Origin of the sequence: Pseudomonas sp. NPDC088322, assembly GCF_044740745.1 — a bacterium.
GTDB classification, from domain to species: Bacteria; Pseudomonadota; Gammaproteobacteria; order Pseudomonadales; family Pseudomonadaceae; genus Aquipseudomonas; species Aquipseudomonas shirazensis.
Map to the genome: position 1 here is coordinate 347,513 of NZ_JBIURK010000004.1, position 24,383 is coordinate 371,895.

Here is a 24,383-nt window from a genome sequence, read left to right on the forward strand (position 1 = left end):
TTGCTCAGGCGTGCCTGCGTGCTGAAGCATGCCGACGCTCCTCGTGACTACGACGCACACGACTAAGCTAATTCTAAAAAAGTATTTATTTTGCTTTTTTAAGATCGTTTAGCTTTAACCCAACCCCAACGCCTTGCTGTCCAGTCAGGCGTTGTCCAGGCGTCGGGCTGAAGCAATATCCCACTGACGCCCGCTTTTTTTTCGTCAGCCTGTGAGCCGGTTTTGGCCCAGCTGATCTGTCGGGAGTCGTCGTGACAGTCATCCAATCGCCGCTGGCGCCAGTGTATGAGTCAGAGCTTGATCTCAATGTTTCTGAGCAGGACGACGGCGACGTGGTGCTTGAACTTCGCTCGGTGACCAAGCGCTACTTGCGTGGCAAGGGCACGCCATCGCTGCCTGCGGTAAATGACGTCAGTCTCAAGGTGCGCCGCGGTGAGGTCCTGTGCCTGATGGGCACCTCTGGCAGCGGTAAATCGACCCTGCTGCGTCACATCAACCGTCTGATCAAGCCGAGCCAAGGTGAAGTGCTCATCGACGGCCAGGCCCTCAGTGGCTTGAGCAACAGCGCGCTGAGGGTACTCAGGTCACGGCGCATCGGCATGGTGTTCCAGCACTTTGGTCTCCTGCCCCATCGCACCGTGCTCGACAATGTCGCATTGCCGCTGGAGTTGAGCGGTGAAGCCGAGGGCGCTCGGCACGCGGCAGCTGCCGTGCAGCTCAAAGCGGTCGGGCTTGAGGGCTGGGGCGAGCATTATCCGCATGAGCTTTCCGGAGGTATGCAACAGCGGGTTGGTCTGGCCAGGGCGCTGGTGTCGGAGCCGGACATCCTGTTGATGGACGAGCCGTTCAGCGCGTTGGACCCGACTATTCGCCGAGACCTGCAGCTGCACTTTATGAGCCTGGTCCGTGAGCGTGGCATCACCACCTTGCTGGTGACCCATGATCCTGCTGAGGCGTTGCGACTGGCCGACCGTATAGCAGTCATGCGCGGCGGGCGACTGGTGCAATTGGCCGCACCGCAGACGTTGCTCGAGCAGCCGGCTGACAGCGAAGTGGCGGATTTCTTCCGCGACTGCCAGCCCGCTTCTACCCCGCCGGCTGCGGCGAGCAGGTCAACCCAGACCGCCTTGCCAGCAGAGCGCCGGGCGCAGCCGGGCAGCACCGCCTTGCCTTGGTGGCAAGCAGCGCTGCTGGGGCCAGCCGCGTTAGCGGCGCGAGGCAAAGGCGCAGCCTTCTGGGGCACGTTTGGGGTCGAGCTAGCCGCGCTGGTCGGGCTGGCACAGTCGGCTGCCGGGTGGCTGAGCATTCTCGCGCTGCTGGCACTGCTGGCAAGCCGCCTGACTGCGGTCAGGCTGAGCCGTCATGCGGGTGCAAGCGAAGGTACTGGCTGGCTACTGCCGCTGGCCTTGGTGGTTGTCTGCCAGGCGCTGGTGCTATGGCGTGTGGCCGCACCAGAGCCAAGCCACGCGTTGCTGCAGTTTCCGGTCAACCGCCAGTTGCTGCTGGTAACCGCACAAGCGATCGACGACTTTATCGGTTGGTCGCAGGTCACCTTTGAGGGTGCATTCGTTGGTGTGATCGTGGCCGTGCGCACGGTGATCGAGGGTGTCGAAAACCTGTTGGGCTGGTTGCCATGGCCGGTTGCGGCACTGACGCTGGTGTACCTTGCCTGGCGCTCGGCTGGCTGGGGGCTGGCGTTCACCAGCGCCGCCGCCTTGGCGTATATCGGCGTGTTCGGCTTCTGGGACCACACCATTGCCACGCTGGCGCTGGTCGGCTCCTCGGTGCTGATTGCCCTGGTCATCGGCGTCCCCAGCGGGATCTTGTTGGCTAAACGGCCACTGCTGCGGCGGCTGATGACACCGTTGCTGGATGTCATGCAGACCTTGCCGACGTTTGTCTATCTGATCCCTGCCGTGGCGTTTTTTTCGGTCGGCAAGACGCCTGCGGTGATTGCTACTGTGATTTTTGCGCTGGCGCCGATGATTCGCCTGACCTCGCTGGGCATTCAGGAAGTACCCAAGGATGCCCTCGAAGCCGCCGTCGCCCATGGCGCCAGCCCCTGGCAGACGCTGTGCAAGGTGGAGCTGCCGCTGGCTCGGCGTTCGCTGCTGCTGGGGATAAATCAAACCATTGTCATGAGCCTGTCGATGGTGGTGGTCGCTGCCTTGATCGGCGCCGGCGGCCTGGGTTACGACGTCATGACTGCGCTGCGCAACATCAAAGGCGGCGAGGGCGTGCTTGCGGGTATCGCGATTGTCGTGTGCGCGCTGATCCCTGATCGGATCATTCAATCGAGCCTGCGCAAGCAAGGCCAACTCTACCAGTGAAAGTGAGACTTACCGTGAACCCATCTTTATCGCGTAGCCTCGGCGCGCTGGCTGTACTGGCCGCCGTTATCGGTTCGAACACGGCGTTGGCCAAGGACAAGATCGTCATTGGCGAACAGAACTGGACTGGCGCAGTCGCCATCCAGTACATCCTCGGTGAAGTGCTGCAGAGCCGCCTCGACGCCGACGTCTCCTACCTGGCGGGGGACGTCCCGGTGCTGCTCAGTGCAGCGTCGAAAGGCGATGGTTCGGTAGACGTGCTGACCGACATCTGGATGCCCAACCAATCCGCTGCCTGGGCGAAATATGTCAGCGGTGCCAACCCTTCGCTGTTTCCGAACAAACAACCGTACACCGGCGAGCAAGGCTTTTACATTCCCGGCTATCTGCAGGACAAATACGGGGTGAAATCCGTGTATGACCTGAAGAAGCCGGAAGTCGCCGAGCTCTTCCAGCCACCGGGCGGCGGCAAGGCCCAGTTGCTGGTCGGGCCAGCGGGCTGGGAGTCAACCTACATCGGTGAGATCAAGGCCAAGGATTACCAGTTTGCCGATAAATTCGAGTCGATCTCCACCGAGGCAGCGGTCACCTATTCCAGGCTGGCGGCAGCTTACAAAGCAGGGCGAGGCGTGGTGTTCTATGCCTATACCCCGGACTGGATATTCTCCGCCTTCGACCTGCGCCGATTGCAGGAGCCGGCATTCGATGGGTATGCCCAGGACAACAAGAAGGGGGATCCGTTGTACAAGGCTGACGGCTGCTGGAAGTTCATCAGCCCTACAGTTGACCCTGACTGGCTCAACAAAAGCCAGATCACTTGCGCGTACCCGGATGCCAAGGTTTACGTGTTGTCGTCGGTCGCCCTGCAAAAGCGTGCACCGAAAATTGCCGCGTTTCTGCAAAACGTCGCTATTGAACCTGCGCAGCTCAATGACCTGATCCTCAAGATCGAAAAGGAAAAGCAGCCGGCTGAAATTGCAGCCAAGGCGTGGGTCAAGGCTAACCCTGCCATCATTGCTCGTTGGCTGGGCGAGCCTCAACAGACCGTGAGTGCCAACCAATGAGTGCAGCCACTGTTCGTTTGTTGGATGGCGGCATGGGCCGTGAGCTGCAGCGCATCGGCGCACCGTTCAGGCAGCCGGAGTGGTCGGCGCTGGCATTGATTGAAGCGCCCGAGTTCGTGCTGCAGGCGCATCGCTCGTTCATCGCCGCTGGCGCCAGGATCATCAGCACCAACAGCTATGCCGTGGTGCCGTTTCACCTCGGTGAGGAGCGCTTTGCCGAGCATGCTCAGACGTTGGCCGAGAGGGCAGGGCGCCTTGCCCGCGAGGCTGCCGATGAGTCTCCCGCGCCAGTCACGGTGGCTGGCTCATTGCCGCCGGCGCTGGGATCTTACCGCCCGGATTTGTTCGATCATGCACGCAGTGTCGCCATTCACCGGCAACTGATTGCTGGCTTGCGCGAGCGGGTTGATGTCTGGCTGGCGGAAACACAAAGCTCTGTCGCCGAAGCTCGCGCCGTGGCCGAGGCGCTGGGTGCGCAGCCGAAGCCACTGTGGTTGTCCTTTACCTTGCTGGACGAGGTCGCCGGGGCCCCGCGCTTGCGCTCAGGTGAGGCGGTGGCTGAGGCCGTGCGTGTGGCGGCGGAGCTGGGCGCGGCCGTGGTGTTGTTCAACTGCAGCCAGCCAGAGGTGATGGCTGCGGCATTGCATGAAGCGCGCGTGGTCATCCAGCGCCTCGGTCAGGCCATCGAGCTTGGGGTGTATGCCAATGCGTTTCCTCCAGTCAGCGCGGCGGCCAAGGCCAATAGTACCTTGCTCGAGATTCGTGATGATCTGACCCCTCAGGCATATCTGCGGTGGGCAAGTAGCTGGGTGGCCGCTGGCGCCAGTATCGTTGGCGGTTGCTGCGGGATCGGGCCGGAGCACATCGAGCGGTTGCACACACACCTGTCGGCAGGGTGACCGCGTCTTGCTATCTTGCTCACAGCGCCCCTATCACCGTGTTGAGGCAGCCCAGCTTTAGCCAAAGCTGACAGCCTCTTCACAGATCAACGGTTTAAGTCAGCGGGTATGTGTTGCACAATAGGCGCTATTCGACCAATCCGGTATTCATGATGTCCAGATCATCCGTCTTCGGTGCGCTCGGGCTGGCCCTTGTGCTGGCGGGCGTATCCGGTTGCTCCTCGAAAAAACCTGCGGTCTACGAGCACGAGAACTTCGATGACTCGGGCACCTACTCGCGCAGCTTCCCGGTCAGCGACGCCGGCTCCTGCGAAGCGGCCCGGCGCGCGTTGCTCAGCCAGGGCTATATCATCACCAGCACGGGCGACAACCAGATCGCCGGCAACAAGAGCTTTCAGCAGAACAGCGACAACCATCTGCAGATCAGCTTCAGCGTCACCTGTGCGCCCGACAGCAGCGATGACCAGCGTTCGACGATGTTCGCCAACGCCCTGCAGGATCGCTACGCGCTGAAAAAGTCCAATACCTCGGCCAGCCTTGGCGTAGGCATTCTTGGCTCGGTGTCGATGCCAATCGGTTCGAGCGATGATTCGATGGTCAAGGTGGCCAGCGAGACGGTCACGGCGCCGCAGTTCTACGAGCGTTATTTCGCGCTGGTCGAGAGCTTCCTGCCCAAGCCCAAACCGAAGAAGGTGAAAAAAGCCGAAGCCAAGGTCGAGGCGCCGAAGGCTGAACAGCCAGCGCCAGATCTGGGCCTGCCGGAGCAAGCGCCAGCGCCGGCTGCATTGGCTCCGGCTGCAGCGGTCGCGCCGGCAGCGGCCCCAGCGGCTCCCGAAGCACCTGTAGTCGCCCCAGCGGCCGTTGCTCCCGTCAGCGAGGCACCTGCCGCGCCGCTGGTAGACGACAGCCGCAGCTCGCAGCCGATCGCGCCACCCAACGAGGCTTCGCCGATCCAGGTGCAGCAGGAGGCTCCGGCCAGCGAGGCTGCTCCAGCCTCGATGTAAATGGCCTCTGCAAGGCCTCGATCGGCCTTGCAGTTTGTTGTTACAGCTTGCCAGGCTAATCCTTCGAACCCCTGCTACGTTTATCACTCATAAGCTTGTCATCAATGCGTCATGCGCCCGCTTTAGCGTGGCGACATGAGCCAACATCATGAGTGAAGAGGAAGCAGGGCGATGGACGACTATCAGGAAGAGCTGCTCGAATATCAGGCCTATGAACTGGACGCCCCCGAACCAGACGACGCCACCGAGCTCTAACCGGTGCGCCGTTGATTACGCCGGAACTCCCCCGGCGTAAGCCCGGTCCAGCGCTTGAACGCACGTTGAAAGGCTTCTGCTGAAGCAAACCCCAACAGATAGGCAATCTCGCCGAAGGCTAGCTCCGTGTCGCGGATGTAGGTCTCGGCCAGATCCTGGCGGGTGTCGTTTAGCAGGCTGCGAAAGCGCGTGCCTTCTTCGGCAAGCTTGCGGCGCAGGGTCCAGGTCGGCAATTGCAAATGGCGGGCGACTTCCTCCAGGTCAGGCTCGCGCCCGCCGTTAAGCAGCGGCCCGAGCAGATGCGTGATGCGCTCGCCAAGGCTGCGTACACGGGTGTGCTGTGCGAGCTCCACTTCACAGAGCTGGAGCAGCTGCTGCCAGGTGCTGGGGCAGTGCTGTGGGTTGGCCTGCTCAAGCGTGGCCCGGCTCAGGCGCAGCTGATTACCTTCGGCCGCGAAGTGTATCGGCGTGGCACAAAGTGCCTGATAGCCCGCTGCGTAGCTTGGCGCTGCAAATTCGATCTCCATTCGCTCTGCCTGCACCGGCTGCCCCGCCAGTTGGCCTAACTGCGCAAGCCAGCCCGACAGCAGCGAGTCGACCACGAAACGGTTGTAGTCGTTGTAGGGGCTGATCGAATAGAAGCGCAGCCAGGCGCCCTGCGTGTCTTCGACAAACACCGAGCTGCCGCGGTAGTTGGCAGCATAGAGCGGCTCAAAGCGCAGCAAGGTGCGGGCAGCTTCGCCGAGCGTCGGTGCTTGAGCTGCGGTGACTCCGGCCAAACCTGTCTGTGCCAGCCGGCTCAGGCAGCCCATGCGCAGGCCCAATGCCGGCTCGCCGCTGAGCTGGATTGCTGCATGGCCCAGGTGCATGTAGCGCGGTATCGACAAGCGCGCGCCGGGCTGGGCGAGGCGGCTGCTGGTCAGGCCGTAACGCTCGAGCAACGGCGTAGGGTCATGCCCCAGCTGTTGCAGGGCCTCGGCCAGAGGCTGGACGAACCCTACAGTCAATTCACCGAGGCGCACACGCGGCCTGGGCATGGCCTTACAACCACACGTTTAGCAGGCGGGCGCCATGCAGCGAGGTGCCGGCCAACTGGCCGCCAGCGTGGTTGGCAAAGCCTTGACCGTCAGCGCCAAGTTCCCAGAATTGGCCACGCATGAACACGCTGATGCTGGTCAGGCCGGGATTGGCGGCCAGGGTCAGTTGCCGCCAGGCCTGTTGTTCGCTGACTTGACCACGTTGCAGTGGCAGCTCGGCGGCGGCAACCTGATGGCGATTACCGCGCCAGGGTGCGTCCCAGCTGTGCTTGCCACTGAGAAATACCGGGTTGGCGATCAGCTGTGCGGACTGCTGCGCCAGCTGCTGATAATTTTCCGGGTACCAGCTGTCACTGCCGATCAACACGCCAAGGCGTCCAGCTGGGGTCGAAACGACGTGCAGGGGCTGCTCGCGACCGTCTTGCCCGCGACCGTCCTGAATGTACCGGCGTACTTCGCTGTCGGCAAACTGCTGGCGTTGCGGCTGACCGAGCACACTGCCATCGCCGGCGAATACCAAGCTGCTGTTGAACAGTGGGCCGCTGCCGGCGTGCAGCACGCCGTTCTCCACATAGGGCGCGGGCAAGACAATCGAGCCGGCCACCAGGGTCACGCCAAATTCCTTTGCCAGGCCGCTGAACAGGGCCTGATAGTCGGCGGCCATCTGCGCCGCCTTCATGCGCAGATGCGCATCGGCGCGGCGGTCGTCCCCGGTCGCCCAAAGCATTGCCAGGCCGTAGCGCAGCGGGTTACTCAGCTCAAGCCATTGCTCGGCCTCGCGCCGCTGGGTCACTTGATACAGCTCGTTTTTTTCACCGCGCGCCCACAGCCAGGTGCCGATGTGCTCAGGCAATACCACCACCGTGCGCGCATTCACCAGCCCCTGCTCCCGGGCCTGCTCAAGGTAGGCGGCAAGCTTGAGTCGCAGCCGTTGCAGGTTTTGATAGTCGCTGGGGTAGAGCAGCGGCTCGATGCCGAGCAGGTTGCCGCGCTCGCCAGGGCTACCCTGATTGAGCGCCAGCTCGATACGCAGGTCAGACAGGTAGTGGCCTTCAGGGCGCTGTTGCGTCCAGAAACCATAGCCACACAACGCGGCGATCATTACCAGCGCCAGGGCGCTTGCGAGAAGTTTGCGCATGAACCGCTGCGGCACCATCGAATGTAAGGAGCCCTAGGGTAGACCTGCTGTGCAGCAGGATCAATAAGTTGTCAGTTTCGATCATTGAGCCGGTTCAAACGGCTGTTTAATGTCAATGGCAGATAACCGACGGGCCCCGCACCCCAGCGAGGCGCCCGCATCCCGTGATTTTGCCCATGTGGAGTTGCTCCATGGCTTACCCGAACCTGCTGGCCCCGCTTGACCTTGGCTTCACCACTTTGCGCAACCGTACCCTGATGGGCTCCATGCACACTGGCCTGGAAGAGCGCCCAGGCGGCTTCGAGCGCATGGCAGTGTACTTCGCCGAGCGAGCACGCGGTGGTGTCGGCCTGATGGTCACGGGTGGCATTGCGCCAAACGATGAGGGTGGCGTGTACTCCGGCGCTGCCAAGCTGAGCACCGCTGAAGAAGCCGACCAGCACCGTATCGTCACCGAGGCGGTGCACGCCGCTGGGGGCAAGATCTGCCTGCAGATCCTCCACGCCGGCCGTTACGCCTACAGCCCGCGCCAGGTGGCGCCGAGCGCGATTCAGGCGCCGATCAACCCGTTCAAGCCCAAGGAGCTGGACGAAGCCGGCATCGAGAAGCAGATCGCCGACTTCGTCAACTGTGCCGAACTGGCCCAGCGCGCGGGATATGACGGCGTCGAGATCATGGGATCGGAAGGCTACTTCATCAACCAGTTCCTCGCCGCTCACACCAACCACCGCACCGATCGCTGGGGTGGCAGCTACGCCAACCGCATGCGCCTGGCGGTCGAAATCGTCACCCGCGTGCGTGCGGCGGTGGGGCCGAACTTCATCATCATCTTCCGCCTGTCGATGCTCGACCTGATCGAAGGTGGCAGCGATTGGCAAGAGATCCTGCAGCTGGCCAAGGCCATCGAGCAGGCCGGGGCAACGCTGATCAATACCGGCATCGGCTGGCACGAAGCGCGCATTCCGACCATCGCCACCAAAGTACCGCGGGCGGCCTTCAGCAAGGTCACGGCCAAGCTGCGTGGGCACGTCAACATCCCATTGATCACCACCAACCGCATCAATACACCCGAAGTTGCCGAGGCCGTGCTGGCTGCCGGCGATGCCGACATGGTGTCGATGGCCCGGCCATTCCTGGCCGATCCAGAGTTCGTCAACAAGGCCGCAGCCGATCAGGCCGAGCAGATCAATACCTGCATCGGCTGCAACCAGGCCTGCCTTGATCACACCTTTGGCGGCAAGTTGACCAGTTGCCTGGTCAATCCGCGCGCCTGCCATGAAACCGAACTGAATTACCTGCCGGTGTCCCAGGCCAAGCGTATCGCGGTAGTGGGTGCTGGCCCGGCTGGCCTGGCTGCGGCGACTGTGGCCGGCGAGCGCGGCCATCAGGTCACCCTGTTTGACGCCGCTGGCGAAATCGGTGGCCAGTTCAACGTGGCCAAGCGCGTGCCGGGCAAGGAAGAGTTCTCCGAAACCCTGCGCTATTTCCGTAACAAGCTTCAGCTCACGGGCGTGGACGTGCGCCTGAATAGCCGAGTCAGCGCCGAGCAGCTGATTGCCGGCGGTTATGACGAGATCATCCTGGCCACCGGGATTGTCCCGCGCAACCCGGCTATCCCCGGCATCGAGCACGCCAAGGTGCTGAATTATCTGGATGTACTGTTGCAGCGCAAACCGGTCGGCCAGCGGGTTGCGGTGATCGGCGCGGGCGGCATCGGCTTTGATGTCTCCGAGTACCTGGTGCACCAGGGCGTGGCTACCAGCCTGGATCGCGACGCGTTCTGGAAAGAGTGGGGCATCGACACTGCGCTCGAAGCGCGTGGTGGCGTGGCCGGGATCAAGCCCGAGCCGCATGCGCCGGCGCGGCAGGTGTACCTTTTGCAGCGCAAGAAGACCAAGGTCGGCGACGGTCTGGGCAAGACTACCGGCTGGATTCACCGCACTGGCCTGAAAAACAAGCAGGTACAGATGCTCAACAGTGTCGAATACCTGCAGATCGACGACGCTGGTTTGCATGTACGCATTGCTGATGGCGAGCCGCAGTTGCTGGCAGTGGACAACGTGGTGATCTGTGCAGGCCAGGATCCACTGCGCGAACTGCAGGACGGGCTGGTCGCAGCGGGGCAGTCGGTGCACCTGATCGGCGGCGCTGATGTGGCCGCCGAGCTGGATGCCAAGCGCGCCATCAACCAAGGTTCGCGCTTGGCCGCCGAGCTGTAACGGCATGGGGTGGGGCTGCAGCGCGGCCCCGGCCCAAGCTGGTAGACTCGGCCGATGTCTGCCGAACTCTCCTGCCTGCCTCAGGCACCTCTACAACCGCTGTGCTTGCCCTGGACTCAGCGCGCTGAGGTCCAGCTCGCAGTGTTGCGTCTGGACCTGATCGACCCGCTGATCAGCGGCAACAAGTGGTTCAAGCTGCGCGACCATCTGGTCGAAGCCTGGCGGTGCAACGCGCCCGGCTTGATCAGCCTGGGCGGCAACCATTCCAACCATCTGCATGCACTGGCCGCTGCCGGCAAACGGTTTGGCTTTGCCACCGCCGGCCTGCTGCGTGGCCATGCGCAGGACACCCCGACCGTGCGCGACCTGCAAGCCTTGGGCATGCAACTGCACTGGCTCGGCTATGGCGGCTACCGGGCGCGACATGAGCCGCAGTTCTGGACTGAGTGGCAAGCACGCTACCCCGGCTGGCAGTGCATCGCCGAGGGCGGTGGCGGCATGGCCGGCGCACAGGGTTGCCGATTGATCGTCGAGCAGGCACGCGAGCAGCTGCCGCAGCTGGGTTGGGATGACTACGATGGCTGGTGGCTGGCCGTCGGTACCGGCACCACCCTGGCGGGGCTGGTGCTCGCTGAGGCCGGTGCGCGCCCGGTGCACGGCGCCCTTGCGGTGCCGGCTGACCACGGCGTGGCGGAAACGGTGGCAGCGTTGGCGGGAGAGCAGGGCTACCAATTGCATGACGCTTGCCGTGGCGGCTTTGCGCGCATGGATGATGAGTTGCTGGCGTTTATCGCCGACAGCGAACAGCACAGTGGCCTGCCGCTGGAGGCGGTGTACACCGGCAAGGCCCTGCTGGCGCTGCGCGATGAGGTCGAGGCGGGGCGCTTCAGGCCCGGCAGCCGCCTGCTGTTCGTGCACACAGGCGGGCTGCAGGGCCGACGCGGTTACTTGTAGGGCAGCATGCGCACCAGGGTGTTATCGCGCTTGATGTAGTGATGGTAAAGCCCGGCCAGTGCATGCAGGCCAATCAGCCAGTAGCCCCAGCCGCCAACCCGCTCATGCCAGCCCTTGATGAATTTGGCAAAGTCCGAATCAGGCCCGGTCAGCGCGGGCAGCTCGAAGCCGTAGAACGGGATTGGCTTGTCGGCGGCGCTGAGGATCAACCAGCCCGCCAGCGGCATGCCGATCATCAGCAGGTACAGCAGCAGGTGCACCAGGTGCGCCAGGCCAGTCTGCCATGCCGGCGGCTTGGGCGTGATCGGCGGCGTCGGGTTGATCAGGCGCATGGCCAGGCGTAGCCAGACCAGTACGAACACGGTCAGGCCGAACATGAAGTGCAGGTCTTTCATCAGGTTGCGTTCGGCGCTGTCCTTGGGGAACAGGCCACGCAGTTCGATCAGGGCGTAGACGCTTGCCAGCAACACCAGCATCAGCCAGTGCAGGGCAATCGAGATCCGCGCGTAATGCGCCGGCGGGTTGGATGAAACCATGGTCACTCCTCACTTATCAGGTCGAAAAGGCGCTCTTGCTGGCGCGTATCGCTAACTCTAATCGATGGCTGACAGATTTCTTTGCTACAGGTCGAAGGCTGCGCAGATATTTGCGTGAATCTGTCGAAAACCTTGGCGGCCTGCTGCTCAGCTCGGTAAGTGCGGCCAGCTGTCCGCCACCAGAAACAACCGCTGCTGTTCCTCCCAGGCGCCGTCTTCGGCCTGCGTCAACCTGACCAGCAATTGCGCGGGTGCGAACGGGTCCAGCTGCATCAGCCATTGCTCGAACTGCGCTGGCGTCCAGCAGTCGCTGTCTGCAATACGCGCGGGCGCCAGCCAGTGCTGGCGCGTCAGGACCTGCCAGCGGCCCTCTGCCGCGCCGCTGCGGTAGCCGGGCCAGTCGTGCCGGTGCAGCCAGTCGCCGCGTAAGTGCGCAGGTTCTGCGCCGGCTGGAGGATGGACTGCAAGCATGCCTGGGTAGAACAGATAGCCGCCCAGCCACAGATGCGCCTGGGGCTGATCCAGGCCAAGCTCCGCAAGCAGCGCCTGGCTCTCTGGGCGAGCAGAAATAGGCAGCTGATGACCGACAAGGTGGGCCAGTTTCAGATCGAGCCGATCATGGCATCCCGGCCCCAACCAGTGCATCGAGCCTGGGCCAGCGCCATTGGCCGGGCCGAGGTAAAGCTTGATCGCCAATTCCAGATGATGCACACCGTCGCGGTCGCGCAGGAGGATATCCAGCTCGCCCAGAGTGCGGCCGCCTTCGCGGATCGGCAGATTGGCGCCGAGCAGTTCGACCCCGCTGGCGTGGTTCAAGGCGAACTGCCAGAGGGCCTCGTAATACAGGCCCAGGCGCCGGCTGGTCATCTTCACTAGCCAATCGCGCAGCGGTTGATCATCGCCATCCAGCGCCAGTAACCAGTCCTGCAACTGCTGCGGGTCGGCAGCCCAGTCACTGGCGGTCAACGGGTGGCGCTGTGGTGCGGGCAAGTCGCGCATCAGCGGTGGCGACAGCAGCGCCCAGGCCAGATCGCGCACCGCAGGGCGGCGCAAACGGCGGGGCAGGTCGCGCAGCTCGGTGAAGGGCGTCATCCTGCGAGCATAGCCGGTTTGCCGCTGGACGGTCGTTTCGACCATAATCCGTCTATCGTTACCCGCTATCGTTACCCGCCGCACGGCCTTGCAGGAGCACCATGGAGCAATTTCGCAATATCGGTATCATCGGCCGCCTGGGCAGCTCACAGGTGCTCGACACCATTCGCCGACTGAAAACGTTCCTCCTCGATCGCCATATGCACGTGATCCTCGAGGACACGATTGCCGAAGTGCTGCCAGGGCATGGCCTGCAGACCTCGACCCGCAAGCTGCTCGGCGAGGTCTGTGACCTGGTCATCGTGGTCGGCGGCGATGGCAGCCTGCTCGGCGCCGCCCGCGCGCTGGCCCGGCACAATGTGCCGGTGCTCGGTATCAACCGCGGCAACCTGGGCTTTCTCACCGACATCCGCCCGGATGAGCTCGAGGTCAAGGTCGCCGAAGTGCTCGACGGCCACTACCTGGTCGAAAACCGCTTCTTGCTGCAGGCCGAAGTGCGCCGTCACGGTGAAGCCATTGGCCAGGGCGACGCGCTCAACGACGTGGTCCTGCACCCGGGCAAGTCGACGCGGATGATCGAGTTCGAAATCTACATTGACGGCCAGTTCGTCTGCAGCCAGAAGGCCGACGGCCTGATCGTCGCTACCCCCACCGGCTCGACCGCGTATGCGCTGTCGGCCGGCGGGCCGATTATGCACCCCAAGCTCGACGCCATCGTCATCGTGCCGATGTACCCGCACACCCTGTCGGGCCGGCCGATCGTGGTCGATGGCAACAGCGAGCTGAAGATCGTCGTCTCGCAGGACCTGCAGATCTATCCGCAAGTGTCCTGTGACGGCCAGAACCACTTCACCTGCGCCCCCGGCGATACCATCACGGTGAGCAAGAAGCCGCAGAAACTGCGCCTGATCCACCCGCTCGATCACAACTACTACGAAGTCTGCCGCACCAAGCTCGGCTGGGGCAGCCGCCTGGGGGGTGGGGGCGACTGATGCTCGATCCGGCGCGCAGTTTCGATATCATCGGCGACGTGCACGGTTGTGCACATACCCTCGAACGCCTGCTCGATACCCTCGGCTACAAGCGCGTGGGCGGGGTCTGGCGGCATCCACGGCGCCAGGCACTGTTCCTCGGCGATATCGTCGATCGCGGCCCGCGAATTCGCGAGGCGCTGCATATCGTCCACGACATGGTCGTGGCCGGTCAGGCGTTCTGCATCATGGGTAACCATGAGTACAACGCCTTGGCCTGGGTCACGCCGGCGCTGCCCGGCAGTGGCAAGGCATTTGTCCGTGAGCACACGCCGCGTAACGCGCGCCTGATCGACGAAACCCTGACCCAGTTCGCCCAGCACCCGGGCGACTGGCACGACTTCCTGGCCTGGTTCTACCAGCTGCCGCTGTTTGTCGATGCCGGGCGCTTCCGGCTGGTGCATGCCTGCTGGGACCCGAGCCTGATCGAGCAGTTGCGCCCGCAGTACCCAAGCGGCTGCATCGACGAGCACTTCATTCAGGCCTCGGGTGTGTCCGGCAGCTTTGCCTCGACCGTGTGCAATCGCCTCCTGCGCGGCACCGACATGCGCCTGCCGGATGGCCTCACCCTGACCGGTGGCGATGGCCTGACGCGGGCGTTCTTCCGCACCAAGTTCTGGGAAGAAGACCCGCAGACCTACGGCGACATCGTGTTCCAGCCCGATGCCTTGCCGGACGAGGTGGCCAGCGCGCCGCTCAGCCACACGCAGAAAAACGCCTTGCTGCGCTATGACGAAGCGCAACCGATGCTGTTCGTCGGCCATTACTGGCGCAGCGGTCGCCCGGCGCCGATCCGGCCCAATCTGGCCTGCCTGGATTACAGCGCCGTGCTCTACGGCAAACTGGCGGCCTATCGCCTGGATGACGAAACCGGCATCGACCCGCACAAGTTCGTCTGGGTCGATGTCGAGCGCCCACAGGACACTCAATGAATGTGATCGAAGTGCTGCGCCTGCCGTTGACCGTAGACCTCAGTGGTTTTGTCAGCCTGCTGCGCCGCCTACAGGTGCCGCACCGGGTCAGCGAGGAGGGCGAAGAGCAGGTGTTGTGGGCGCCCCAGGCCTTGCTCGAGGATGTCCGCCAGCTGTATGAACGCTACCCCGAAGGCAACGACCAGATCGAACTGCCGGCCGCGGCTCAGGCCAGCCTGCCCAGGCAACCGTCCCTGGCCCAGCAGGCCCGCGCATGCAAGGTCACGGCTGGCGTACTGCTGCTGTGCGTGGTGGTGGCGGCAATCACCGGGCTGGGCGACAACCTGTCGACTCTGAGCTGGTTCACCTTTCTCGATTTCCGTGTGCAGGGCGAGTACCTGTACTTCAGCTCGCTGGCCCAGGGCCTTAGCGATGGCCAGTGGTGGCGGCTGGTGTCACCGATGCTGCTGCACTTCGGCTTCCTCCACCTGGCCATGAATGGCATGTGGTACTGGGAGCTGGGCAAGCGCATCGAGCTGCGCCAGGGGCCTTGGTTGCTGCTGTTGCTGACGCTGCTGTTCAGCCTGATCTCCAACCTGGCCCAGCACCTGGTCGGCGGCCCGAGCCTGTTCGGCGGGCTGTCCGGCGTGTTGTACGGCTTGCTCGGCTACGTCTGGCTGTACCAGTGGCTGGCACCCAACCCGCATTACCGCCTTCCCAAGGGCGTACTGGTAATGATGCTGATCTGGCTGGTGGTGTGCCTGACCGGCGTGGTCGGCCAGCTCGGCTTCGGCCAGATCGCCAATGCCGCGCATGTCGGTGGCCTGCTCATCGGATGCCTGACTGGGCTCTTGGGTGGCGCGCTGGCGCGGCGTAAACTGTCGGCTTGATTGAGGAGAGACAATGTCCACGTTCGCCCAAATGATTGAAAACATCACCCCCGAGATCTACCAGAGCCTCAAGCTTGCGGTCGAGCTGGGCAAATGGTCCGACGGGCGCAAGCTCACCGTCGAGCAGAAAGAGCTGTCGCTGCAGGCGGTCATCGCCTGGGAACTGCAGAACCTGCCGGAAGACCAGCGTACCGGTTACATGGGCCCGCAAGAGTGCGCCTCGAAGTCGGCGCCCATCGCCAATATTCTGTTCAAGTCGGACTCGGTACATTGATCGAACTCGCTCGTGGCTCTTTGAGCAAGATGTCGGTGCAGTTGCAGGCACCGGTTGTGCAATACAGCTTTCGCCTGGGTGATTCGCTGGTGCCGGTCAACCCGATGATCGGCAAGACCCTGCGTCTTGAATACCTCGGTGCCATCCACTGTAGCCACTGCGGCAAGCGCACCAAGACCAGCTACAGCCAGGGCTACTGCTACCCGTGCATGACCAAGCTGGCCCAGTGCGACCTGTGCATCATGGCCCCGGAACGTTGCCACTACGACGCCGGCACCTGCCGCGAGCCGTCCTGGGGCGAGCAGTTCTGCATGACCGATCACGTGGTCTACCTGGCCAACTCGTCGGGGGTCAAGGTCGGTATCACCCGCGCTACCCAACTGCCAACCCGCTGGCTCGATCAGGGCGCCATCCAGGCCCTGCCGATCATGCGCGTTTCCACTCGGCAGCAGTCGGGCCTGGTCGAGGATGTATTGCGCAGCCAGGTGCCAGACCGCACCAACTGGCGCAACCTGCTCAAGGGCGATGCCGAGGTGCTCGACCTGGCGGCGATTCGCGAGCAGATCTTCGACGCCTGCGCCGACGGTATTCGCACCCTGCACGAACGTTTTGGCCTTCAAGCGATCCAGCCGCTGCCCGATGCCGAGGTGGTCGAGATCCGTTACCCGGTCGAGGCCTATCCGAAAAAGATCGTCAGCCTCAACCTGGACAAGACCCCGGTCATCGAAGGCACTCTGCTCGGGATCAAGGGCCAGTACCTGATCTTCGATACCGGCGTGATCAATATTCGCAAATACACGGCCTACCAGTTGGCCGTGCATCAGTAAAAGGACAGCCACATGCGCACCGAACAACCGCAAGTGATCTACCTCAAGGATTACCAGGCGCCCGAGTACCTGATCGACGAGACGCACCTGACCTTCGAGTTGTTCGAGGACCACAGCCTGGTCCATGCGCAACTGCTGATGCGCCGCAACCCGGCGCGTGGCGAAGGCTTGCCGCCGCTGGTGCTGAACGGTCAACAGCTGCAACTGGTCAGTGTGCAACTGGATGACCAGGCCCTGAGCGCGGGCGATTACCAGCTTGATGACGACAGCCTGACCCTGCATCCGAAAGCGCAGACGTTCACCCTCGACACCACGGTGAAGATCCACCCCGAGAGCAACACGGCTCTGGAGGGCCTGTACAAGTCGGGGTCGATGTACTGCACCCAGTGCGAGGCCGAGGGCTTTCGCAAGATCACCTACTACCTCGACCGCCCGGATGTGATGAGCACGTTCACCACCACGGTGATCGCCGAGCAGCATCGCTATCCGATCCTGTTGTCCAACGGCAACCCGATCGGCAGCGGCCCGGCTGACGACGGCCGCCACTGGGCAACCTGGGAAGACCCGTTCAAGAAGCCGGCCTATCTGTTCGCCCTGGTGGCGGGCGACCTCTGGTGCGTCGAAGACACCTTCACCCGCCAGTCCGGCCGTGACGTGGCGCTGCGCATCTATGTCGAGCCAGAAAACATCGACAAGTGCCAGCACGCGATGGTCAGCCTCAAGAAGTCGATGCGCTGGGACGAGGAAGTCTACGGCCGCGAGTACGACCTGGACATCTTCATGATCGTCGCGGTCAACGACTTCAACATGGGCGCCATGGAAAACAAAGGCCTCAACATCTTCAACTCCAGCTGTGTGCTGGCGCGTGCCGAAACGGCCACCGACGCCGCTCACCAGCGCGTTGAAGGGGTGGTCGCGCACGAGTACTTCCACAACTGGACCGGCAACCGCATCACCTGCCGCGACTGGTTCCAGCTGTCGCTCAAGGAAGGCTTCACGGTGTTCCGCGACGCTGAATTCAGCGCCGACATGAACTCGCGCACGGTCAAGCGCATTGAGGACGTGGCGTACCTGCGCACCCATCAGTTTGCCGAAGACGCAGGCCCTATGGCCCACCCGGTGCGCCCGGACAGCTTCATTGAAATCTCCAACTTCTACACCCTGACCATCTACGAGAAGGGCGCAGAAGTGGTCGGCATGGTCCGCACCCTGCTCGGCGCCGATGGCTTCCGCAAGGGCAGTGACCTGTACTTCGAGCGTCACGACGGCCAGGCCGTTACCTGCGATGACTTCATCAAGGCCATGGAAGACGCCAACGGCGTTGACCTGACCCAGTTCAAACGCTGGTACAGCCAGGCCGGCACGCCGCGCCTCGAGGTCAGCGAAGCCTATGACAGCACAGCGCAGCGCTATAGCCTGACCTTCCGCCAGAGCTGCCCGCAGACGCCGGACAAGCGCGAGAAACTGCCGTTCGTGATTCCGGTCGCGCTGGGCCTGCTCGACGCCGACGGCAACGACCTGCCGCTGCGCCTGGACGGCGAAGCCAGCGCCCAGGGCAGCAGCCGCGTGCTGTCGCTGACCGAGGCCGAGCAGACCTTCACCTTCCTCGACATCGCCGCCAAGCCATTGCCGTCGCTGCTGCGCGGCTTCAGTGCGCCGGTCAAGCTGAGCTTCCCGTACAACCGCGACCAGCTGATGTTCCTCATGCAGCACGACAGCGACGGTTTCAATCGCTGGGAAGCCGGCCAGCAATTGTCGGTGCAAGTGCTGCAGGAGCTGATCGGCCAGCATCAGGCCGGCCAGCCGTTGAGCCTCGATCCGCGTTTGATCACTGCCCTGGCCACGGTCATCGGCAATGACGCGCTGGACCCGGCCATGGTCGCGGAAATGCTCTCGCTGCCAGGTGAGGCCTACCTGACCGAGATCAGCCAGGTGGCCGACGTCGACGCGATCCACGCGGCCCGCGAATTTGCCCGCAAGCAGATCGCCGAGCAGCTGTTCGACGCCTTGTGGTCGCGCTATCAGGCCAACCGTGAAGTGTCGCGGCGCACGCCATATGTGGCGGCCGCCGAGCACTTCGCCCGGCGCAGCCTGCAGAACATCGCCCTGTCGTACCTGATGCTCAGCTGCAAGCCGCAGGTGCTGGCGGCGACCCTTGAGCAGTTCAAGGACAGCGACAACATGACCGAGCGCCTGACCGCGCTGGCGGTGTTGGTCAACTCGCCGTTCGAGGCAGAGCGCGCCGAAGTGCTGCAAGCCTTCGCCGAGCACTTCAAGGATAACCCGCTGGTCATGGACCAGTGGTTCAGCGTGCAGGCAGCCAGCTCGTTGCCGGGCGGCCTGGCGCGGGTCAAGGCGCTGATGCAGCACCCGGCATTCACCTTGAAGAACCCGAACAAGGTGCGCGCACTGATCGGCGCGTTTGCCGGGCAGAACCTGGTCAACTTCCACGCGGCCGACGGTTCCGGCTATCGCTTCCTGGCGGACCTGGTCATCGAGCTGAATGCGCTCAACCCGCAGATCGCCTCGCGCCAGCTCGCGCCGCTGACCCGCTGGCGCAAGTACGATAGCGCGCGTCAGGCGCTGATGAAGGCCGAGCTGGAGCGGATTCTGGCGTCGGGCACCTTGTCCAGCGACGTGTACGAGGTGGTCAGCAAGAGCCTGGCATGAACCTGGCGAGCGCCCGTGATCTGGCGTAGGAGCGGCCTTGCCGGGGCGCCGGACCGGTCGGAAAGGCCAGCGTAGCTGGCCCGGGGATATCGGCTGCGAAGCTGAAATCTGGGGCCGCTGCGCAGCCCTTTCGCGACACAAGGCCGCTCCTACGCCGACCGCGCAGCACCCCGGCGACGCGGTCGAAACAACAGGGCGCTGTCGCCGTTAACAAAACATAACGTCCCGCCAATTGTGTTGCCGCAGAACTCCCCGCTAGGATGGCTCAAAGCTGTTGCAGGCCTCTGAATCAGGCTTCTTGCAGTGCCTGCACTGGATGACCCACCAAGAAAAATACAATAGGGGAAGGGCATGAGGGAACGGGTGATGGCGCACGCCAGGCCACTGGCCGCGGGCGCACTGTTGCTGCTGGGTATGTGGAGCGGCACTGTCGTCGCTGCTGCCGCCGAGGAGTACTCGACTGAATCGGCCAAGGCAGTCGACAACCTGCTGATCGACGCCGCCCACGCCGGCAAGCGCCTGGTGGTGGTCGGTGATCGTGGCCATATCCTGTTCTCCGACGACCAGGGCAAGACCTGGAGCCAGGCGCGCGTGCCGACCCGGCAACTGCTCACCGCGGTGTTCTTCATCGATGACAAGCGCGGCTGGGCAGTCGGTCACGACGCGCAGATCCTCGCCAGCAGCGATGGCGGCGCCACCTGGAGCAAGCAGTTCGAAGACCTCGCCCGCGAAGCGCCGTTGCTCGACGTCAGCTTTGTCGATGCCCAGCATGGCTTTGCCGTCGGTGCCTACGGCGCGCTGCTCGAGACCACCGACGGCGGCCAGCATTGGCAGGACGTCGCCGAGCGCCTCGACAACCCCGATCAACTGCACCTGAATGGCATCGCCGCGATCAAGGACTCCGGCCTGTTCATCGTCGGCGAGCAGGGCAGCATGTTCCGCTCCGGCGATAACGGCGCCACTTGGTCGCGCGTCGAGGGCCCGTACGAGGGCTCGTTGTTCGGCGTACTCGGCACTGCCCAGGCGCACACCTTGTTGGCCTACGGACTGCGGGGCAACCTCTACCGCTCCAGTGACTTCGGCGACAGCTGGCAGCAGATCGCCCTGACCGCCAGTCGCGGCCCGCTGCAGTTCGGCCTGGCCAGCGCGGCGCTGCTCGAGGACGGCAGTATCGTCCTGGTCGGCAACGGCGGCAGTGTGCTGCGCAGCCGTGACGATGGCTTGACCTTCAGCGTATTCAACCGTGCCGACCGCATCGCCCTGGCCGGCGTCACCAGCCTGGCCGACGGCGGCTTGCTGCTGGTCGGGCAGGGCGGCATCCACCTGGCCAACGGCCAAGGCGCCGAGGAGCAGCAACCATGACCGGCCCGGAGCGCTTCGACATGCCCCAGCATCATCAGGACAAACCCACCCTGCTCGAGCGGATGATCTTCAACAACCGCCCGGTAGTGATCGGCCTCTGCCTGCTGGTGAGCATCCTGCTGTTCTGGCAGGCCACGCAGATTCGCCCCTCGACCAGTTTCGAGAAGATGATTCCGCTGCAGCACCCGTTCATCGAACAGATGCTCGAGCACCGCAATGACCTGGCCAACCTCGGCAACACCGTGCGCATCTCGGTCGAGGCGGTCAACGGCGACATCTTCGACAAGGATTACATGGAGACCCTGCGCCAGATCCATGACGAGGTGTTCTATATCCCGGGTGTCGACCGCGCCGGCTTGAAGTCGCTGTGGAGCCCCAGCGTGCGCTGGACCGAGGTCACCGAAGAAGGCTTCGCCGGTGGCGAGGTGATCCCCAACACCTACGATGGCAGCGCACAAAGCCTCGATCAGCTGCGCGACAACGTGCTCAAGTCCGGCCAGGTCGGGCGCCTGGTGGCGAACAACTTCAAGTCGAGCATCGTCGACGTGCCGCTGCTGGAGAGCTACCCCGATCCGCAGGACCCGGGCAAGCAGGTCAAGCTCGACTACCAGCAGTTCTCGCACCAGCTGGAAGAGAAGATCCGCGACAAGTTCCAGGCGCAGAACCCCAATGTGAAAATCCACATCGTCGGCTTTGCGAAAAAAGTCGGTGACCTGATCGACGGCCTGGTGATGGTGGTGCTGTTCTTCGGCGTGGCGCTGGCGATCACCTGGGTCCTGCTGTACTGGTTCACCTGGTGTATCCGCAGCACCATTGCCGTGTTGATCACCACCCTGGTGGCGGTAGTCTGGCAGTTGGGCCTGATGCACGCGGTGGGCTTTGGCCTCGACCCTTACTCGATGCTGGTGCCGTTCCTGATCTTTGCCATCGGTATTTCCCACGGGGTGCAGAAGATCAACGGCATCGCCCTGCAGTCCAGTGGCGCCGACAATGCCCTGACCGCTGCGCGGCGGACCTTCCGCCAGCTGTTCCTGCCGGGGATGATCGCGATTCTGGCCGACGCGGTGGGCTTCATCACTCTGCTGATCATCGACATTGGCGTGATCCGCGAGCTGGCGATCGGCGCCTCGATCGGCGTGGCGGTGATTGTCTTCACCAACCTGATCCTGCTGCCGGTGGCGATCTCCTATGTCGGCATCAGCAAAAAGGCCGTCGAGCGCTCCAAGCGTGACGCCACCCGCGAGCACCCGTTCTGGCGCCTGCTGGCCAACTTTGCCAGCCCTAAAGTGGCACCGGTGTCGGTTGCGCTGGCGCTGGTCGCCTTTGGCGGCGGCCTCTGGTACAGCCAGAACCTGAAGATCGGCGACCTCGACCCGGGTGCCCCGGAGCTGCGCCCGGACTCGCGCTACAACCAGGACAACCACTTCATCATCAGCAACTACTCGACCAGTTCCGATGTGCTGGTGATCATGGTCAAGACGCCCTCGGAGAGCTGCTCGATCCACTCGACCCTGGCCCCCATCGACGAGCTGATGTGGACCATGCAGAACACCCCCGGGGTGCAGTCGGCAATCTCCCTGGTGAGTGTGTCCAAGCAGATGATCCGCGGCATGAACGAGGGCAACCTGAAATGGGAAACCCTCTCGCGCAACCCGGATGTGCTCAACAGCTCGGTGGCCCGCGCCGACGGCCTGTACAACGCTGACTGTTCGCTGGCGCCGGTGCTGGTGTTCCTCAACGACCACAAGGCAGAAACCCTTGAGCGCGTCACCGCCGCAGCCAAGGCCTTTGCCGATACGCACAACCGTGACGGCTTGCAGTTCCTTCTGGCGGCGGGCAATGCCGGCATCGAGGCGGCCACCAACGAGGTGATCAAGTCGGCCGAGCTGACCATTCTGATTCTGGTCTACCTGTGCGTGGCGATCATGTGCCTGATCACCTTCCGCTCGTTTGCCGCGATGCTGTGCATCGTCCTGCCGCTGGTGCTGACCTCGGTGCTGGGCAACGCGCTGATGGCGTTCATGGGCATCGGCGTCAAGGTCGCGACCTTGCCGGTGGTGGCGCTTGGCGTGGGTATCGGGGTCGACTACGGGATCTATATCTACAGCCGTCTGGAGAGCTTCCTGCGTGCTGGTCTGCCGTTGCAGGAGGCCTATTACCAGACCCTGCGCTCGACCGGCAAGGCGGTGCTGTTCACTGGTTTGTGCCTGGCCATCGGCGTGTGCACCTGGATCTTCTCGGCGATCAAGTTCCAGGCCGATATGGGCCTGATGCTGACCTTCATGCTGCTCTGGAACATGTTCGGTGCACTCTGGCTGCTGCCGGCACTGGCGCGCTTCCTGATCAAGCCGGAAAAACTGGCAGGCAAGCAGGGCGGCTCGATCTTCGCCCACTGACGCTTGTGCGGTCAGGCCGCTGCGGTGAGCAGCGGGCCTGGCCCGGGTTTGGTTATACTGGACGCTTTGCGCATCAAGGTAGCCCCATGACCACCCTCGCCACTGCCCTCGCCACCAGCGACATGCTCCTGATCGATGGCCTGCACGCCTTCGGTTTCACCTTCGACGCCAGCGGCCTGGTTATCGAATGCATGGACGGGCGCAACCTAAAACGCTGGAAATTCACTGCCGAACAGGTCGCGGCCGCGGTCGGCGCCGGCGAAGAGTGGCGCCTCAACGATGACCAGGGCGAGCATGAGCTAGTCTGCATGAGTGCCGTGTACGGCTCGGACGAAGACGATGATGACCAGGAAGATGATCAGCCGCAGCTGGAAAACCCTGTTGAGCGCTAGCGCATTGGGCGCGGTGCTCGGCACTGCGCAGGCCGCCACCCTGCTGGTTGGCAGCTATACCGAAGGCACTGCCAGCGAGGGTATCTATCGATATCAGTTCGATACAGCCAAGGGCCGTATCGAGCCGACCCCGCTGCAGGTGGTGAAGACGGTCAGCCCGTCCTGGCTGGTGCTGTCGGCCGACCAGCGCTTGCTGTTCGCCGTCAATGAAACCCCGCGCGGCCATGTCAGCAGTTTTGCAGTGAGCAGCAAGGGCGTGATCACGCCACTGAACCAGGTGTCCAGCGCCGGCGATGAGCCGACCCACGCCAGCCTCAGCCAGGATCAGCGCTACCTGTTCGTCGCCAACTACGCGGTCGCGCCCGACCTTGGTGGCAGCCTGGTGGTGCTACCAGTGGCCAAGGACGGCAAGCTCGGCGACAAGGTGCAGCAGTTGGCGCACACGCCAAGCAAGGTCAACCCGGAGCGCCAGGCCGGCGCCCATGTGCATTCGGTCGTGCCTTCGGCCGAAGGCCTGCGTCTGTACGCCAGCGATCTGGGCGCCGACCGGGTGTTTGTCTACGCCTACGACGGCGCCAGCCCGACGCAGCCGCTGAGCCCGGCAACGCCGGCTTCGGTGAGCCTGCCGCCGGGCAGCGGCCCGCGCCATCTGTTGTTTGACGCGCTGGGCAAGCACGCCTATCTGACCCTCGAGATGAGCGCTGAAGTGGTGATGTTCGATGTGCGTGACGATGCCCTGATCGAGCGTCAGCGTCTGCCGCTGACCGACAGCCAAGACCCTGCCGCCAAGGCCGGCGGCGGCTTGCACCTATCGGCCGATGGGCGTTTCCTTTATGTCAGCAATCGCGGCACGGCCAATCAGATCGTGGTGTTTGCGATCGGCAAGCAAGATGGCCAGTTGAGCCTGTTGCAGCGGCGATCGGTTGAGGGCGACCACCCACGTGAATTCGCTATCGATCCAAGCGGCAAGTATTTGCTGGTGGCCAACCAGAAGAGCAATCAGATCGTGGTCATGCACCGCGACCCACGCACTGGCCAACTCGGTGAAACGCTGCAGAAGTTCGACCAGCCGGCCCCGTCAGACCTGAAGTTTCTCGACTGA

The 24,383-nt window shown here is 63.5% G+C and carries 20 protein-coding genes; 16 read left to right on the top strand and 4 right to left on the bottom strand.

Features of this window, described 5'->3' with window-relative positions; translation table 11 throughout:
* The first annotated feature begins 272 nt into the window (after nt 1-272).
* The 4 genes from ACIOAU_RS12405 (at nt 273) to ACIOAU_RS12420 (ending at nt 5,297) form a co-directional block, all read left to right on the top strand.
* On the top strand, nt 273-2,330 hold the full coding sequence (locus tag ACIOAU_RS12405) for an ATP-binding cassette domain-containing protein (RefSeq protein ID WP_401182543.1): 2,058 nt from the start codon (nt 273-275) through the stop codon (nt 2,328-2,330).
* A gap of 2 nt (nt 2,331-2,332) precedes the next feature.
* On the top strand, nt 2,333-3,394 hold the full coding sequence (locus ACIOAU_RS12410; RefSeq protein WP_150570236.1) for a glycine betaine ABC transporter substrate-binding protein: 1,062 nt from the start codon (nt 2,333-2,335) through the stop codon (nt 3,392-3,394).
* The gene (locus tag ACIOAU_RS12415) at nt 3,391-4,293 is read left to right on the top strand and encodes a homocysteine S-methyltransferase family protein (protein ID WP_150570211.1); all 903 of its coding nucleotides are present in this window, start codon (nt 3,391-3,393) and stop codon (nt 4,291-4,293) included. The genes ACIOAU_RS12410 and ACIOAU_RS12415 overlap by 4 nt, the downstream gene beginning before the upstream one ends.
* 152 nt (nt 4,294-4,445) lie before the next feature.
* Nucleotides 4,446-5,297 carry a DUF2242 domain-containing protein gene (locus ACIOAU_RS12420; protein WP_401182249.1) on the top strand — a complete coding sequence of 284 codons (852 nt, stop codon included), beginning with the start codon at nt 4,446-4,448 and terminating at the stop codon, nt 5,295-5,297.
* Nucleotides 5,298-5,548: 251 nt separating this feature from the next.
* Here ACIOAU_RS12420 and ACIOAU_RS12425 read toward each other — a convergent pair whose 3' ends face one another.
* A complete protein-coding gene (locus ACIOAU_RS12425; protein WP_401182252.1) occupies nt 5,549-6,589 on the bottom strand; it encodes an AraC family transcriptional regulator in 1,041 nt (346 codons plus the stop codon).
* A 4-nt stretch (nt 6,590-6,593) separates the two neighbouring features.
* On the bottom strand, nt 6,594-7,727 hold the full coding sequence (locus ACIOAU_RS12430) for a nitrilase-related carbon-nitrogen hydrolase (RefSeq protein ID WP_401182255.1): 1,134 nt from the start codon (nt 7,725-7,727) through the stop codon (nt 6,594-6,596).
* 191 nt (nt 7,728-7,918) lie between these two features.
* On the opposite strand from ACIOAU_RS12430, the gene ACIOAU_RS12435 reads away from it, so the two are divergent.
* Both ACIOAU_RS12435 and ACIOAU_RS12440 read left to right on the top strand, forming a co-directional pair.
* Nucleotides 7,919-9,946, top strand: a complete 2,028-nt coding sequence (locus ACIOAU_RS12435) for an NADPH-dependent 2,4-dienoyl-CoA reductase (RefSeq protein WP_150573558.1) — start codon at nt 7,919-7,921, stop codon at nt 9,944-9,946.
* A gap of 54 nt (nt 9,947-10,000) precedes the next feature.
* A complete protein-coding gene (locus ACIOAU_RS12440) occupies nt 10,001-10,900 on the top strand; it encodes a 1-aminocyclopropane-1-carboxylate deaminase/D-cysteine desulfhydrase (RefSeq protein WP_401182262.1) in 900 nt (299 codons plus the stop codon).
* On the opposite strand, the gene ACIOAU_RS12445 is transcribed toward ACIOAU_RS12440, so the two are convergent.
* Both ACIOAU_RS12445 and ACIOAU_RS12450 read right to left on the bottom strand, forming a co-directional pair.
* Complete coding sequence (locus tag ACIOAU_RS12445; protein WP_101321387.1) at nt 10,891-11,436, bottom strand: cytochrome b; 546 nt, start codon at nt 11,434-11,436, stop codon at nt 10,891-10,893. The two genes, ACIOAU_RS12440 and ACIOAU_RS12445, sit on opposite strands and share 10 nt — an antisense overlap.
* Before the next feature lie 147 nt (nt 11,437-11,583).
* Nucleotides 11,584-12,573 carry a DUF1853 family protein gene (locus ACIOAU_RS12450; RefSeq protein WP_150570217.1) on the bottom strand — a complete coding sequence of 330 codons (990 nt, stop codon included), beginning with the start codon at nt 12,571-12,573 and terminating at the stop codon, nt 11,584-11,586.
* A 56-nt stretch (nt 12,574-12,629) separates the two neighbouring features.
* Between ACIOAU_RS12450 and ACIOAU_RS12455 the strand changes: the two genes are divergently transcribed.
* The 10 genes from ACIOAU_RS12455 (at nt 12,630) to ACIOAU_RS12500 (ending at nt 24,383) form a co-directional block, all read left to right on the top strand.
* Nucleotides 12,630-13,520 (top strand): NAD(+) kinase, encoded by an 891-nt coding sequence (locus tag ACIOAU_RS12455; protein ID WP_101321383.1) that lies wholly within the window; start codon nt 12,630-12,632, stop codon nt 13,518-13,520.
* Entirely contained in the window at nt 13,520-14,491 is a 972-nt protein-coding gene (locus ACIOAU_RS12460; RefSeq protein WP_101321381.1) for a metallophosphoesterase, read from the top strand. The genes ACIOAU_RS12455 and ACIOAU_RS12460 overlap by 1 nt, the downstream gene beginning before the upstream one ends.
* The gene (locus ACIOAU_RS12465; RefSeq protein ID WP_150570218.1) at nt 14,488-15,360 is read left to right on the top strand and encodes a rhomboid family intramembrane serine protease; all 873 of its coding nucleotides are present in this window, start codon (nt 14,488-14,490) and stop codon (nt 15,358-15,360) included. Before ACIOAU_RS12460 ends, ACIOAU_RS12465 begins: the two co-directional genes overlap by 4 nt.
* A 13-nt stretch (nt 15,361-15,373) precedes the next feature.
* Nucleotides 15,374-15,634 (top strand): YeaC family protein, encoded by a 261-nt coding sequence (locus ACIOAU_RS12470; RefSeq protein ID WP_101321377.1) that lies wholly within the window; start codon nt 15,374-15,376, stop codon nt 15,632-15,634.
* Nucleotides 15,631-16,461: a DUF2797 domain-containing protein gene (locus tag ACIOAU_RS12475; RefSeq protein ID WP_150570219.1), complete on the top strand. Its 831-nt coding sequence runs from the start codon at nt 15,631-15,633 to the stop codon at nt 16,459-16,461. The genes ACIOAU_RS12470 and ACIOAU_RS12475 overlap by 4 nt, the downstream gene beginning before the upstream one ends.
* 12 nt (nt 16,462-16,473) lie before the next feature.
* Nucleotides 16,474-19,131, top strand: a complete 2,658-nt coding sequence (gene pepN / locus ACIOAU_RS12480) for an aminopeptidase N (protein WP_401182266.1) — start codon at nt 16,474-16,476, stop codon at nt 19,129-19,131.
* 351 nt (nt 19,132-19,482) lie between these two features.
* The gene (locus tag ACIOAU_RS12485) at nt 19,483-20,493 is read left to right on the top strand and encodes a YCF48-related protein (protein WP_150570221.1); all 1,011 of its coding nucleotides are present in this window, start codon (nt 19,483-19,485) and stop codon (nt 20,491-20,493) included.
* A gap of 20 nt (nt 20,494-20,513) precedes the next feature.
* The gene (locus tag ACIOAU_RS12490) at nt 20,514-22,889 is read left to right on the top strand and encodes an RND family transporter (protein WP_150570237.1); all 2,376 of its coding nucleotides are present in this window, start codon (nt 20,514-20,516) and stop codon (nt 22,887-22,889) included.
* Between the two features lie 86 nt (nt 22,890-22,975).
* A complete protein-coding gene (locus ACIOAU_RS12495) occupies nt 22,976-23,281 on the top strand; it encodes a DUF5629 family protein (protein ID WP_101321369.1) in 306 nt (101 codons plus the stop codon).
* On the top strand, nt 23,229-24,383 hold the full coding sequence (locus ACIOAU_RS12500) for a lactonase family protein (protein ID WP_150570222.1): 1,155 nt from the start codon (nt 23,229-23,231) through the stop codon (nt 24,381-24,383). Before ACIOAU_RS12495 ends, ACIOAU_RS12500 begins: the two co-directional genes overlap by 53 nt.